Genomic DNA, 13,617 nt, shown 5'->3' with positions numbered 1-13,617 from the left:
TATTCGGTAAATTTCGCGCAATTATAAAAAAAGATAGTAAACAAAATAGCGAATGTCAGCAAATTCGGCGCGAATCCTGCGCCGAATTTTAAAAAGAGAGGAGTTAAAACGACGGGATGATTGCGCCTTTATATTGCGTCTCGATAAATTTTTTCACTTTCTCGCTTTGGATCGCTTTATCTAGCGCCTTGATTTTAGGGCTGTTTTCGTTGCCTTCTTTAACACTGATGACATTTGTGTAAGGGTTGCCCTCAGCCTTTTCTAAAAATAGCGAATCCTTGATTGGGTTTAAATTTGCGTTAAAGGCAAAATTTGAGTTGATGACTGCAATATCGACATCGCCCAGGGTGCGTGGAAGCGCGGCGCCTTCAAGCTCTAAAATTTCTAAATTTTTAGGATTTTTCGTGACATCTAACGGCGTGCGAAGCTTAGCGTTTTGATCTACTTCGATGAGCCCCGCGGCTACGAGCAGATCAAGAGCGCGGCTTTCGTTGGTCGGATCGTTCGGTACGGCAACTTTAGCGCCGTTTTTAAGATCTTTTAAATTTTTAATCTTATGGCTGTAGATGCCCATCGGCTCTAAGTGCACGCCCACGGTCGCTTTTAACTTCGTGCCTTTATTAGCGTTAAATTCCTCCATATACGGCACGTGCTGGAAAAATCCGGCATCCACGTCGCCGCTGTCGGTAGCGAGGTTCGGGGTTACGTAGTCGTTAAAAACCTTGACCTCAAGATCGTAGCCTTGGGCTTTTAGATCAGGCTTAATCTGCTCTAAAATTTCGGCATGCGGTATCGGAGTAGCGGCGACTACGATTTTTTCGGCAAGAGCGAAGCTGACGACGCTGGCGCTAAGAAGCGAAGCGAGAAGAAATTTCTTCATATTTAATCCTTTTGGTTAAAATTTCGCGGTATTATAGCAGGTAGAATTTTTAATGTCAAGTGTTTTTATATGATTTTTTAAAATTTTATCTAAAATATTCTAAAATTCGATATTCATATATATATTTAAATACTACATTTTATTGTATAATGCAGAATTGGCACGCTTTAATGAGCGCTTTACATAAATTCCGCTAAAATCGCAAAATTTAAAATTTTAAAAAAGGGCTGAAAATGGCAGATTTTTACGACGCGAAAGCCGTAGAGGAGAGCTTTTATAAAATTTGGGAGCAGCGCGGCTACTTCGAGATCGACGGAAATAAAGATATCCAGCAAAAAGGCAAAAACTTTTGTATCATGATGCCCCCTCCTAATGTCACCGGAGTGCTTCATATCGGGCACTCGCTCACTTTTACGTTGCAAGACATAATGACGCGATACAAGCGAATGGACGGCTATCGCACGCTGTGGCAGCCGGGGCTTGATCATGCAGGCATTGCGACGCAAAACGTCGTCGAGCGCGAGCTTTTGGCGCAAGGGATCAAAAAAGAAGAGATAGGGCGCGAGGAGTTTTTAAAGCACGTTTGGTACTGGAAGGAGCAAAGCGGCGGGCAGATCATAAAGCAGATGAAGCGCCTGGGCGTCACGCCCGCGTGGAGCAGACAGCGCTTTACGATGGACGAAGGGCTTAAAAACGCCGTTCGCAAAGCCTTCGTAAGCTTATACAACGCGGGGCTCATCGTGCGCGGAAACTACATGGTAAATTGGTGCACGCACGACGGCGCGCTAAGCGACGTGGAGGTCGAGCATAAGGAGAACAAGGGCAAACTTTATCACTTGCGTTATTACTTTGCGGACGGACAAAATTCAAACTCTTGCAAAGATTCGAGCGAGACGAGCCGCAACTACATTGTTGTCGCTACTACACGCCCTGAGACCTACTTCGGCGACACCGCCGTCATGGTAAATCCCGCGGACGAACGCTATAAAAATTTGATCGGTAAAAAAGTCGTGCTGCCGCTAATCGGCCGCAAGATAGAGATCATCGCCGACGAATACGTCGATATGAGCTTCGGAACGGGCGCTGTGAAGGTCACGCCCGCGCACGATACCAACGACTATGAGGTCGGCAAGCGCCACGAGCTGGAGTTTATCACGGTATTTGACGAAAAAGGAATTTTAAACGAGCAGTGCGGTAAATTTAGAGGTTTAGAGCGGCTTGCCGCGCGCGATCAGATCGTAGCAGAGCTCGAGCGGCTGGGCTTTATCGAAAAAATCGAGGATTACGAAAATCAAGTCGGCTATTGCTACCGCTGCAAAAACGTCGTCGAGCCATACATCTCGCAGCAGTGGTTCGTGCGCGCAGATATCGCAAAAGATGCAATTACCAAAGTAAATTCCGGTGAGGCGGATTTTTTCCCGAAACATTGGATCAATAGCTTCAACGCCTGGATGCGCGAGCTAAAGGACTGGTGCATCAGCCGCCAGCTGTGGTGGGGGCATAGAATTCCTGTGTTTTACTGCGACTGCGGCCATCAGTGGGCGGATGAGCGAGAAGCTCCCGATGCCTGCCCAAAATGCGGCGGTAAAAATTTTACTCAAGACCCCGATGTGCTCGATACGTGGTTTTCAAGCGGTCTTTGGCCGATCAGCACGCTTGGCTGGGGCAACGGCGAGGCGCTGAAAAACGAGAAGTGGTTTGAGGAGGATTTGAGCGAATTTTATCCAAACACCATGCTAATTACCGGCTTTGACATTTTGTTTTTCTGGGTCGCGCGCATGATGTTTCAGTGCCAAAACGCCATGGGCGAGCTGCCGTTTCGCGACATCTACCTTCATGCTCTGGTTAAGGACAAAGACGGCAAAAAGATGAGCAAATCGAGCAAAAATGTAGTCGATCCGCTACTAAAAATCGATGAATTTAGCGCCGATATTTTGCGCTTTACGCTTACGATTTTGTGCGTGCAGGGGCGCGATTTGCGCCTTAGCGACGATAAGCTTTTGATATATCGAAATTTTACGAATAAGCTTTATAACGCGAGCAAATTTTTGCTTTTAAACGCGTCTAAATTCGACGATTTAGACGCGGCGCAGATCAAAACGAGCCTCGGCAGATATATGCTTTCGCGCTTTAACTGCTGCGTAAATTCCGTGCGCGAGAGCCTAGATACTTACCGCTTCAACGACGCTGCGACCGAGCTTTATAAGTTTTTTTGGGACGAGTTTTGCGACTGGGGCATCGAGCTTAGCAAGGCGGACAAGGCCGCGATCGGCGAGCTAGGGATGATTTTTAAGGAAGCGATGAAGCTGCTAAGCCCGTTTATGCCGTTTCTAAGCGAGTATCTGTATCAGGAGCTAAGCGGCACGAAACTGCAAGACGCGAGCTCCATCATGGTGATGCGATACCCACAGCCTGGCGAGCGCGACGAGCGGATCGAAGAGCTATTTTCGCTCGTTATCGAAGCGATCGTTAGCATCCGCCGCGCAAAGGCGACGATCGAGCTCGGCAATGCGCGCGTAGCCAAAGCCTACGTCAAATCCGCAGTCGATCTAAGCGCCGCCGCGGATTATATCAAAACGCTAGCCAAGGTAGATGAAGTGGAATTTACGCAGCAAAATATCGCAAATTCTGCCCGCGACGTAAGCGAGAGGCTAGAAACTTTCGTGCCGCTTGAGGGGGTCGATCTTAGCGGCGTGATTTCACGCCTTAGCGCGCAGAAAGCAAAACTGCAAAAAGAGATCGAAAAGCTCTCTGCAATGCTTGGCAATGAAAAATTTATCTCCTCCGCGCCAGCTGCCGTCGTCGCCTCAAACCGCGAAGGGTTGCAAAGCGCGCAGGAAAAATTCGCCAAAGTATGTGACGAGCTAAAGGCGTTTGGCGAGTAGTCCGCTCGTTTGAGTCTAAATTTAAATCAAGGAGAAAAATATGTCAAAAGGTAGTATCGGTGGATTTACGTTAGGCACGGTCATAGCCGTCGCACTATCGTGGGGAGCCAATAAAAGCATAATGTGGGCGATAATCCACGGATTTTTAAGTTGGTTATACGTAATTTATTATTTCCTACTGAGGTAAAATTTCATCGGCGGCGCGCCGTTTTACGCGCTAAATTTTAAAATTTATCAAGGATAAAAAATGAGCGAAAAAATAAAAATAGCGGTTTTGGGATATGGAAATTTAGGTCGCGGCGTGGAGTTTGCCGCGCGAAATAGCAAGGATTTAGAGCTTTCGGCGGTTTTTAGCCGCAGAAATCCAAGCGAGGTAAAAACATGCGGCGCGCCGGTGTTTAGCACGGATGAAATTTTATCGTACAAGGGCAAATTTGACGTTTTGGTGCTTTGCGGCGGTAGCGCGACCGATCTGCCGACGCAGACGCCCGAGTTTGCGCGGAGCTTTAACGTCGTCGATAGCTTCGATACGCATGCAAAAATCTCGGAGCACTTCGCCGCGGTAGATGCCGCAGCCAAAAAGGGCGGAAATGTAGGCATCATCGCCGTGGGCTGGGATCCTGGGCTGTTTTCGTTAAATAGACTGCTTGGCGAGAGCGTGCTAGAAAACGGCAGCAGTTATACGTTTTGGGGTAAAGGCGTGAGTCAAGGCCACTCCGACGCTATCCGCAGGATCGAGGGCGTCGTGGACGCGCGACAATACACCGTGCCGATAGAAAGCGCCTTAAAGCGAGTTCGCGCGGGCGAAAATCCGAAACTTAGCACGCGCGAAAAGCACCTACGCGAGTGCTACGTCGTAGCCGAAGAGGGCGCCGAGAAAGTGCGCATCGAGCGCGAGATAAAAACGATGCCGAATTACTTTGCCGACTACGACACGGGCGTACATTTCATAGATCTTGCGACGCTTAAAAAAGAGCACGGCGGCATCCCTCACGGAGGATTTGTCTTGAGAAGCGGAGCGACAGGCGAGCGCGGAGAAAATAAACACTTAATCGAGTTTTCGCTAAAGCTTGACTCAAATCCAGAATTTACAGCTAGCGTGCTTGTTGCCTACGCCCGCGCGGCGTATCGCTTGGCGCAAAAGGGCGAGTGCGGCGCGTTTAGCGTGTTTGACATCGCGCCGGCGCTTCTTTCGCCAAAGAGCGCAGACGAGCTAAGGCGCGAAATTTTATAAATTTCTGGGGGCGTTTCAGCGGAATTATTAACGAGGAAATCTGAGTGATAAAGATAGAAAATTTAAAGAAATTTTACGGCAAAACCTGCGTGATCGACGATGTGAGTCTGGAGGTGAAACAGGGTGAAATTTTTGCTATCGTCGGTCGTAGCGGCGCGGGTAAAAGCACTCTGCTGCGTTGCATAAACGGCCTTGAGGACTATCAAGAAGGAAGCCTCAAAGTAGAGGGTAGGGAGGTAAGAGAGCTAAGCGGCGCTCAGATCCGCGAGCTGCGCAAAAATATCGGTATGATTTTTCAGCACTTCGCGCTTATGAGCCGCCGCAGCGTCGCGCAAAACGTCGCCACGCCGTTAGAATTTTGGGGATATTCAAAGGATCACACGAAGCGCCGCGTCGCCGAACTTTTGGAGCTCGTAGGGCTTGCGGATAAAGCAAACGCCTATCCTAGCGAGCTTAGCGGCGGACAGAAGCAGCGCGTGGCGATCGCGCGCGCGCTTGCATTAAGCCCTAAAATTTTGCTTTCCGACGAGGCAACCTCGGCGCTTGATCCCAACACCACCGCGCAAATTTTATCGCTTCTGCGCCGCATCAATCGCGAGTTAGGCATCACGATCGTGCTCGTCACGCACGAGATGGAGGTCGTAAAAGGCATCGCGCAGCGTGCGATCCTGCTTAAGGGCGGGCGCGTGAGCAACTCGGGCGATATCGTCTCGCTGTTTTTGCACCCGGATGAGAATATGAAGGAGTTTTTGGGCGAGGAGGAGGTGCTGCCCGCAAGCGGCGTAAATATCAGGCTCTTTTTCCCGCCCGCGGTCGCGTTTGACAGCGTGATCACGCATATGGCGCGCGCTTTGGAGATAAATTTTAACATCGTCTGGGGCAAGCTCGAGCGCCTCGATAAAAACGTCGTCGGAAGCCTCGTGATCAACGTAGAGCCCGCACACGTCGCGCGCGTGGAGGAGTTTATCAAAAAGGCGGGCGTAATCTACGAGATTGTAAGCGAGGATGAGATCAAAAGCTGCGCCGCGATCTAGGTGCGATTTCGCGCCCTGTGCGCTTGTGCCGCACTAAATTTAAGGGCTTACGCGGCATAGCGAATTTAAAAGCTCGCGCGAGGTCGCGAACTCAAAGGCTGGCTCGGCGTTTCTGATTTGACGTGCGCGTCGTGGCATTACAAATTTAATTAGTTTTGCCGGCGGTTTAAATTTTTATCTCGCCGCGGTAAAGCAAGCTCGGTGATGCGCTGTTGGCGTGCGCCCTCGTTAGCTTTGATTTGCGTTTAGAATTTGACTAGCCGTAGCGAGGCGATTTAAATTTCAGAGATCGCGACCGACCGAGCGCATTTAAGCCGCGTCGCGTTTGAAATTACAGGCGTTTAAATTTAAATTTGAATTTTTTTGGAATTTCACACATACTTCACTTTTGCGGAAGTATAATTCCGCTAATTTCTTTTAAGGAGTACGTAATGAAAAAACTTACTTTGTTTGCGCTTAGTGCGCTATTTGCTGGCACTTTTGCCGTAGCTGCCGATATGGGCATGAAAGATGAGATGAAGGACGCCAATACATCAATGCATAATAGTGCGAAAGAGATGAAAGGCGATATGAAGGATATGCACAAGGATGCTATGAAAGAGGGCAAACATATGAAGGATGAGATGAAAGGCGAAATGAAAAAAGAGATGAAAAAAGAGATGAAAAAAGAGATGAAAAAAGAGATGTAGTGAGTAAAATTTTACTCGTAGAGGACGATGAGACGCTTTGCGATCTCATCGGTGAATATCTAAAAGACGCGGGCTTTGACGTGTGCGTTTGCAGCGATGCTCAAAGCGCCGCGGATCTTGCTTATGAGCAAAAATTTGATCTTTTTATCTTTGACGTGAAAATCCCCAAAGGCGACGGATTTTCACTTTTAAAAGAGCTTCGCAAGAGCGGCGATCGCACCCCTGCGATATTCGCCACGTCGCTAAATACGCTTAATGATCTTGAGGTCGGTTTTAAAAGCGGCTGCGACGACTATCTCAAAAAACCGTATGAACTAAAAGAGCTACTGCTGCGCGTTAATTCGCTCATAAAGCGAAGCTTCAGCCACAATTTCGATGATTTCGTAACCGTCAGCGATGAGTTTAAATTTTATTTTGCAAGCAAAGAGCTACGCAGATCGGGCGTGCCCGTCGCGCTTTCAAACAAAGAGCGCGAGCTATTGGCGCTTTTTTTACAAAATAAAAACAGGCTTTTAAGCAAGGATGAAATTTTCTCCGCAATCTACGCTTTTGACGAAACTCCGAGCGAGGAAGCGCTGCGAACTTACATCAAAAATCTACGCCGCGTCCTAGGCGAAGAGCACATCATAAATCGCCGTAACGCAGGGTATCTGTATGTCTGAAAAGACCGCTTTAACGCTTAAAATTCTATCTTTATATCTCATTTCAAGTGCGTTGTTTTTAGGATATTTTTTCAAGATAAATTACAGGATGAACGAAGCCGCGCTGCTTTCGCACAGGATAAAAGAGCTAAAAGAGATCAAAATGATGATCTATATGAAAGCGAGCATGGACGGGCTGGAATCACTAGCGGACTTCGAGCGCGAAAAGGGCGTGAGTGCGTGTATATTTAAGCCAAACTCTGATGAAATTTACGGCTGCGGCGGTGAGCTTGGAGCGCTTGATAAAGCGAAGCTAAAGGCGGAATTTATAAGTGGCGGAAGGCTGGGAATTTATGAGAATCTGCAAAATATGGAGGAGCGAAACGCTTTTTCCAAGGCTAAAATCATCCTGCTTGGAAGTAGCGTGCGGAGCGAAATTTTAACGCTTCGTATCAAAACCGCAGCGATGATGATAACGCTTTTGGGCGTGATATTAGCCGTGGCGTTTTATCTGGTGCGGCTAGGCACAAAGCCGCTTTACGATAAGATCGACACACTAAATCGCTTCATCAAGGATAGTACCCACGAGATTAATACTCCGCTTAGCATTATCTCCATGAGCGTCGAGACGATGCGGCACGCAGAGCTTGGAGAATACAACGCCAAGCGCGTTGCTAATATCGACCTTGCCGCTAAGACGCTTTCGCGCATCTACGAGGATCTCGTGTTTTTAACCTTCGGTATGAATAAGGAGGGCGAGATTAGCTCGATCGATCTAAAAAGCCTCGTCGCTTCGCGCTGCGAATACTTCGCGCCGTTTATTCAAAAGCGCAGACTAAGCCTTAAAACCGATCTTGCGGATGCGAGCATGAACGCAAACGTCTATGAAATTTCGCGCCTGATCGACAATCTGCTAAGCAACGCCGTAAAATACGCCGATGCAGGCGGCTACGTGGATGTGCGGCTAAGGCGCGGCGAGCTAGCGATCTCAAACAGCGGCGAGGGGATCGACAGGAAAAAGGGCGACGAAATTTTCAGGCGCTTTGCGCGCTTTAACTCAAGCGAGGGCGGCTTTGGAATCGGGCTTAGCATCGTAAGCGAGGTCTGCAAAAAATACTCCTTTTCTATCTCCTACGACAGCGTGCCGGGCGAGATAACGACCTTTCGCCTTACGTGGCGCAAATAAAATTTTAAAATTTAGTGAAATTTAAAATTTAAAAGCGACCGCCTGCGGTTTAAATTTAATCGTAGTTTGGTCGCTTAAATTCCGCGCAAAAAGGCTTTAATTACCGGAGCGTTTAAATTTAATCGTCGCTTGTTTTTGTTCTAAAACGGAGCGTAGAATTTTATCAGTCGCTCGCTTTGCGCTCGTAAAATGACCCTAAAAGTTATGGGTGCGGAATGTTATTCGTCCGCGATTTTATAAAATTTAGCTTTTATTTCTCGATAGATATATCCAGTGGACTATATTACTGAATAAAATCGGAACAGACATACCAAAAAACATTGAGCCGCCTCCAAAAAACGATAGCCAACCAAACAGGCTCTCTCTGCTCGCAAAAGTTGGAAACGTCCGCCCGTTGCCTACTTTGTGTGGGATGCCGTTTATGGCAAAATCGGCGTAGAAATAATTATTTAGAAGCCAATAGATAAAAGGTATGCCGATAAGCATAATTAGCTGCGTCTTGACGGCGGGAAGCTCTTTTTTGTATAAGAATGTGGCGATCGGACAATACACGCAGCTTAGCGCGAAAGCCGTTAAAATAGGTATCCACAATGCCGCGACGTAAAATTCCGCAAGTTGCGTATGCGGGCTTATTTTGCCGATTGCGGCGATGTTTGGAAAAAACCGCTTCATAAATCCAACGAAGTCCGCGCATGCCGCGCTTACGTCTAAAATGTTTTCGGGTAGCGCAAATACACTAAGCGCCGTGATCGCAAACAGCGCAAAAACCGCCGCGTAAAGTCGCCCGAAAAATTTAGTAAATTTCGTATCGGGATACGGCGCCTCTTGCTCTTGCGCGCCTTGAGAATTTAGCAAATCGCTCATCGTTCGCTCCTTTAATAAAATTTGCGCGTCAAAACCCGGCTTGCGCTAAATTTTAAAATTTTATGCCTTATTATCCGGTAAATTTCACAATAAGGACCTGTTTTGGAATTTTACGGTCTAATTTGAAGCCAAATTTATTAAATTTAACCAGCAAAGCTTTGTTTAAAAACAAAGCGTCGCCGCTTCTAACGCGCAGTGATCTAGGCGGGGTTTGGGCGGCAGACCTGCTTGCGGTTGCTGGCCGAAGCAAAGTAAAAGGGAGCTTCGCAAGTATAGCCCCTTCCGCTCCGCCTCTTCCGAGCAAGAATTTAAGCCTTATAGGAAGCGACAAATAAAATTTAAACCCGCGCGTAGCATAGCAACTTCTCGTGTCGTCTTAGCCAGAAAGCCACTAAAATAAAGAAAGCCCTTTCATTTCACGCAAGCTCACAGCCAAAGCTTAAAATTTAATTGCCTAACAAAAAAGCAAGTTGGCGTTGCTGCTCGCGAAATAACCGCGGAATCCCGCTAGATCAAATTTAAAATTCCGAGTATTTCTGATAGTCGATCTGCGCGGAGTTTTTGTTGATCGTATCGACCGTAGCTTCAGCGATCGCAAGTTCCTCGTTGGTGGGAATTACGAGCGTTTTGATTTTGCTATCTACTGCGCTTAAATTTCTAATCGAGCCGGTATTTTTGGCGTTTTTTGTCGCATCGATTTCGATGCCGATATGAGCGAGCTTCTCGCAAACATTTTGTCTAAAATGCGGTGCATTTTCGCCGATACCACCGGTAAAGATCAAAGCGTCCACGCGCCCGAGCACGGCATAATACGCCCCTATCATCTTAACGACGCTGTAAACGAGCATCTCAAACGCAAGTTTTGCGCGCGGCTCGCCATCTTCCATCTTTTCATATACCTTTCGCAGATCACTTGCGCCGCAGATGCCCAAAAGTCCGCTTTTTTTGTTCATTATGGCGTCCATATCCTGCGCATTGTAGCCCGCGACGCGCTCGATGTATGGGATGATCGCAGGATCGATCGAGCCGCATCTGGTGCCCATTATGATCCCCTCAAGCGGCGTTAGCCCCATCGAGGTGTCGATACACTTGCCGTTTTCTATGGCGCTTACGCTCGAGCCGTTGCCAAGATGTAGCGTAATGGCGTTGAAGTTTTCGTATTTTTTACGCAAAAATTTCGCTCCCATTGTCGAGACAAACCAATGCGATGTGCCGTGCGCGCCGTAGCGACGAACCTTATATTTTTCATAGAATTCATACGGCAGCGCGTACATATACGCATAAGGCGGGATGCTTTGATGAAAGATCGTATCGAAAACCGCTACGTTTGGAATTTTAGGAGCGATCTTCAGGCAGGATTTGATGCCTGCTAAATTTGCGGGATTGTGTAGCGGCGCAAGCGGCGCAAGCTCGGCGATTTTAGCCATTACGTCCTCATCTATGAGCGCGGGAGCGTCGAAATAATCCGCGCCCTGAACGATGCGATGCCCGATACCGCCTACTTGAGTTAGATCTTTGATTACTCCGCTTTGTTTTAAAAGATCAATCGCGATTGCGATCGCGGTTTCGTGATTTGAAATTTGCTCGTTTTCAACTTTTATGCTTCGTCCGTTGGCGCAATTGATGCTTCCGCTTGCGTGCGTCGAGCCGATCTCCTCGATGAGCCCGCTCGCGATGCAGGCGTGATTTAGCATATCGTGGAATTTAAATTTAACCGAGCTCGAGCCGGAATTTATGACTAGGATATCCATTAATTCTCTCCTGCTTGAATGGCGCTGATAAGTATCGTGTTTACGATATCGGCGACCTTGCAGCCGCGGCTTAGATCGTTTACCGGCTTTTTTAAGCCCTGCAGAATCGGCCCGATCGCCACGGCGCCTGCGGTGCGCTGAACGGCCTTATAACAGATATTTCCGCAGTTAAGATCAGGGAAGATAAATACGTTCGCATGCCCTGCGACCGCGGAGCCTGGCATCTTTTTCTTGGCAACCGCTGCATCAACCGCTGCGTCGAATTGCAGCGGTCCGTCGATTAAAAGCTCGGGCGCCTTTTCACGCGCTTTTTGCGTCGCCGTTTTGATAAATTCCACGCTATCGCCGCTGCCGCTATCGCCGCTGGAGTAGCTTAACATCGCCACACTCGGCTCAAACCCGAACGCCTTTGCGGTCGCAGCGCTTGAGATCGCGATACCCGCCAGATACTCTGCGCTCGGGCTCGGCGCTACGGCGCAGTCGGCAAAAAGCAGAGCCTGCGTATCCAGGCACATTATAAACGCACCGCTAACGCTCGCGATGCCGGACTTTGTCTTGATGATTTGAAGTGCGGGGCGGATCGTCTCCGCAGTAGTCGTGCCGGCGCCGCTTACCATCGCATCGGCTAGCCCTTCATACACAAGCATCGTGCCAAAGTAGGTGCGATCGCGCACTAAATCGCGCGCCTGCGCCTCGCTCATACCCTTTGCCTTGCGAAGCTCATAAAGATCGCGCGCAAATTTTTCTAAGCTCGCATCCGTCTGCGGATCTAAAATTTTAACGCCGCTTAGATCGAGACCTAGCTCGCGCGCGCTTTTTTGCACTTCGTCTTGCCGCCCTAAAAGGATCAAATTTGCAGCGCCGCTTTGTTTTATAATCGCAGCTGCGCGCAGAATTCTCTCGTCATCACTTTCTGGAAGCACGACGGTTTTAACGTTCGCGCGAGCCTTTGCGTAGAGCTTGCTTTCAAATTTCAACGGAGTTAGAATTTCACAGCGCGTGGAGTTTGCAGCGTCCGTGAAGTAGCTTTTGTCGGCAACGACTTTATCAAGCTCTATCGCGCCGCTTTGGCAAGCAGAATTTTCGTCGTGAAATTTTGCATCACTTTCGCAAGCGGAATTTTTGCCGCAAAGCTCCGATTTTTTAGAATTTGCACCCTCTTGTGCAGGTCTTAGCGCGGAAAATGAAATTTTATCCTCATATACGCTGGCAAAGCTTACCGCTTTTGCTGCGGTGATCAAGCGCGTGCCGATGCGCGCGGCAATTTCGTTAGGATAAAATCCGCAAACGGGGATATTTAGATCCTTTGCGATTTGCAAATTTAGTTCGCGCAGATCGGCCCCCGCTACGCTATGAACCAGCACAAAATTACACTGCTCTAAAATCTGTGCGAAGCGCTCTATCGCCGCCTTTCGCACGCGCTCATCCTGCCCGTTTGCGAGCGCTTTTTCAAGCTCACTCCTGCTAAAAAGGGCATTGTCGCCAGCGATGCAAAGTTGCAAAACGTTGTGAAAGCTCATGGATAAAATTTTATCTAGTTTTTTTAGCTCGGATTCGTAGGCGGTAGGCTCGTCGCATAGCAGCAAAATTCCGTTCATTGATCGGTCCTTTTAAATAAGATAGGCAATTGTAGCAAAATTTTGCTTGCGTGTTAATCAAAGATTTATCGTGAGGGTTTAGAATTTGGTAACTTCCAACAAAGGAGCGCACATGAAAAATTTAGTGATTTTGGCTCTTTTAGTGAGCCTCGCCGCGGCGAAAATCAACATAAACGAAGCTAGTCGCTACGAGCTGATGACGATCGGTGGGCTTGATGCGGGTAGGGCGGATATGCTTATGCAATACCGCCAAAAGCGCGAAATTTCAAGTGCAGATGAGCTAAAGGGTATCAACGGCTTTGCAAGTTACGATACCGCCAAACTGCAGAAGAGCTTTGAAATATCGCCTAGAGCTAACGTGCAGCAGCCGGTGCAGCCTGATCGAGACATAGTCGTGGTCGAAAAGACCCGCACCCGCACGGTTTACGGAGGCTCTACTTACAGACGCGTTGAAAATTACGGCAATGGCATCACGATCACAGAGACCGGTACTTTACCGCCGCCTCCTCCGCCAGGATATGGTAGGCACGGCGGCATGATGCCGCCTCCTCCCCCGCCTCCTGGCGGCATGCCACCACCTCCGCACGGAGGTATAAAACCGCCTCCTCCGCCACCGCCTCCGCGTGATGATTATTCTCGCAGGAGAAGTTCTAGCAGTATGAGCGATAGCGAGATTGGCGGAAGCTCGCGCCGTAACATGCCGGTGCCTATGCATATGGGAACAATCCGCTCGAAAAGATCCAGTAGTGTCACAAGCTTCGGTGACTGCGATCCGCAAAGCGGCAACTGCGCTAGCGTGGGCGTAGGCGTGCAGGTAGATAGAGGATTTTAAAATTTAATTTTACGTGGGCGGAA

13 protein-coding genes are annotated in these 13,617 nt (G+C 48.5%); 9 read left to right on the top strand and 4 right to left on the bottom strand.

Going from position 1 to position 13,617, the window contains the following annotated elements; genetic code table 11:
- Positions 1-103: 103 nt before the first annotated feature.
- The gene (locus Q0537_RS03220; protein WP_005870677.1) at positions 104-880 is read right to left on the bottom strand and encodes a MetQ/NlpA family ABC transporter substrate-binding protein; all 777 of its coding nucleotides are present in this window, start codon (positions 878-880) and stop codon (positions 104-106) included.
- A 233-nt stretch (positions 881-1,113) separates the two neighbouring features.
- Here Q0537_RS03220 and Q0537_RS03215 point away from each other — a divergent pair, with 233 nt between their 5' ends.
- The 7 genes from Q0537_RS03215 (at position 1,114) to Q0537_RS03185 (ending at position 8,549) form a co-directional block, all read left to right on the top strand.
- A complete protein-coding gene (locus Q0537_RS03215) occupies positions 1,114-3,765 on the top strand; it encodes a valine--tRNA ligase (protein ID WP_299225050.1) in 2,652 nt (883 codons plus the stop codon).
- A gap of 40 nt (positions 3,766-3,805) precedes the next feature.
- Complete coding sequence (locus tag Q0537_RS03210) at positions 3,806-3,952, top strand: hypothetical protein (RefSeq protein ID WP_169748464.1); 147 nt, start codon at positions 3,806-3,808, stop codon at positions 3,950-3,952.
- A gap of 60 nt (positions 3,953-4,012) precedes the next feature.
- Complete coding sequence (locus Q0537_RS03205; RefSeq protein ID WP_299225048.1) at positions 4,013-4,999, top strand: diaminopimelate dehydrogenase; 987 nt, start codon at positions 4,013-4,015, stop codon at positions 4,997-4,999.
- 44 nt (positions 5,000-5,043) lie between these two features.
- On the top strand, positions 5,044-6,033 hold the full coding sequence (locus Q0537_RS03200) for a methionine ABC transporter ATP-binding protein (RefSeq protein ID WP_299225046.1): 990 nt from the start codon (positions 5,044-5,046) through the stop codon (positions 6,031-6,033).
- A gap of 431 nt (positions 6,034-6,464) precedes the next feature.
- Positions 6,465-6,722, top strand: a complete 258-nt coding sequence (locus tag Q0537_RS03195) for a hypothetical protein (protein ID WP_299225044.1) — start codon at positions 6,465-6,467, stop codon at positions 6,720-6,722.
- Complete coding sequence (locus tag Q0537_RS03190; protein ID WP_299225042.1) at positions 6,722-7,384, top strand: response regulator transcription factor; 663 nt, start codon at positions 6,722-6,724, stop codon at positions 7,382-7,384. Before Q0537_RS03195 ends, Q0537_RS03190 begins: the two co-directional genes overlap by 1 nt.
- Positions 7,377-8,549 (top strand): HAMP domain-containing sensor histidine kinase, encoded by a 1,173-nt coding sequence (locus Q0537_RS03185; protein WP_299225040.1) that lies wholly within the window; start codon positions 7,377-7,379, stop codon positions 8,547-8,549. The genes Q0537_RS03190 and Q0537_RS03185 overlap by 8 nt, the downstream gene beginning before the upstream one ends.
- Positions 8,550-8,792: 243 nt before the next feature.
- Here Q0537_RS03185 and Q0537_RS03180 read toward each other — a convergent pair whose 3' ends face one another.
- A complete protein-coding gene (locus Q0537_RS03180; protein ID WP_299225038.1) occupies positions 8,793-9,413 on the bottom strand; it encodes a hypothetical protein in 621 nt (206 codons plus the stop codon).
- A 122-nt stretch (positions 9,414-9,535) separates the two neighbouring features.
- Here Q0537_RS03180 and Q0537_RS03175 point away from each other — a divergent pair, with 122 nt between their 5' ends.
- On the top strand, positions 9,536-9,748 hold the full coding sequence (locus tag Q0537_RS03175; protein ID WP_299225036.1) for a hypothetical protein: 213 nt from the start codon (positions 9,536-9,538) through the stop codon (positions 9,746-9,748).
- A 183-nt stretch (positions 9,749-9,931) separates the two neighbouring features.
- Here Q0537_RS03175 and Q0537_RS03170 read toward each other — a convergent pair whose 3' ends face one another.
- Both Q0537_RS03170 and pta read right to left on the bottom strand, forming a co-directional pair.
- Entirely contained in the window at positions 9,932-11,164 is a 1,233-nt protein-coding gene (locus tag Q0537_RS03170) for an acetate kinase (protein ID WP_299225034.1), read from the bottom strand.
- On the bottom strand, positions 11,164-12,762 hold the full coding sequence (pta, locus tag Q0537_RS03165) for a phosphate acetyltransferase (protein WP_299225032.1): 1,599 nt from the start codon (positions 12,760-12,762) through the stop codon (positions 11,164-11,166). The genes Q0537_RS03170 and pta overlap by 1 nt, the downstream gene beginning before the upstream one ends.
- Before the next feature lie 112 nt (positions 12,763-12,874).
- Here pta and Q0537_RS03160 point away from each other — a divergent pair, with 112 nt between their 5' ends.
- A complete protein-coding gene (locus Q0537_RS03160; RefSeq protein ID WP_299225030.1) occupies positions 12,875-13,594 on the top strand; it encodes a helix-hairpin-helix domain-containing protein in 720 nt (239 codons plus the stop codon).
- Positions 13,595-13,617 lie beyond the last annotated feature (23 nt).

It is taken from the genome of uncultured Campylobacter sp., from assembly GCF_938017775.1.
Taxonomy (GTDB): Bacteria; Campylobacterota; Campylobacteria; order Campylobacterales; family Campylobacteraceae; genus Campylobacter_B.
Note: the sequence above shows the minus strand (reverse complement) of the source record. Positions and strands in the feature narration are given on the sequence as shown.

Excerpts from the sequence above, each read along its gene's own strand:
- Q0537_RS03210 (WP_169748464.1), top strand. The coding sequence starts at position 3,806 with ATGTCAAAAGGTAGTATCGGTGGATTTACGTTAGGCACGGTCATAGCC.
- Q0537_RS03185 (WP_299225040.1), top strand. The coding sequence starts at position 7,377 with ATGTCTGAAAAGACCGCTTTAACGCTTAAAATTCTATCTTTATATCTC.
- Q0537_RS03220 (WP_005870677.1), bottom strand. The coding sequence starts at position 880 with ATGAAGAAATTTCTTCTCGCTTCGCTTCTTAGCGCCAGCGTCGTCAGC.
- Q0537_RS03180 (WP_299225038.1), bottom strand. The coding sequence starts at position 9,413 with ATGAGCGATTTGCTAAATTCTCAAGGCGCGCAAGAGCAAGAGGCGCCG.
- Q0537_RS03195 (WP_299225044.1), top strand. The coding sequence starts at position 6,465 with ATGAAAAAACTTACTTTGTTTGCGCTTAGTGCGCTATTTGCTGGCACT.
- Q0537_RS03215 (WP_299225050.1), top strand. The coding sequence starts at position 1,114 with ATGGCAGATTTTTACGACGCGAAAGCCGTAGAGGAGAGCTTTTATAAA.
- Q0537_RS03205 (WP_299225048.1), top strand. The coding sequence starts at position 4,013 with ATGAGCGAAAAAATAAAAATAGCGGTTTTGGGATATGGAAATTTAGGT.
- pta (WP_299225032.1), bottom strand. The coding sequence starts at position 12,762 with ATGAACGGAATTTTGCTGCTATGCGACGAGCCTACCGCCTACGAATCC.
- Q0537_RS03160 (WP_299225030.1), top strand. The coding sequence starts at position 12,875 with ATGAAAAATTTAGTGATTTTGGCTCTTTTAGTGAGCCTCGCCGCGGCG.
- Q0537_RS03170 (WP_299225034.1), bottom strand. The coding sequence starts at position 11,164 with ATGGATATCCTAGTCATAAATTCCGGCTCGAGCTCGGTTAAATTTAAA.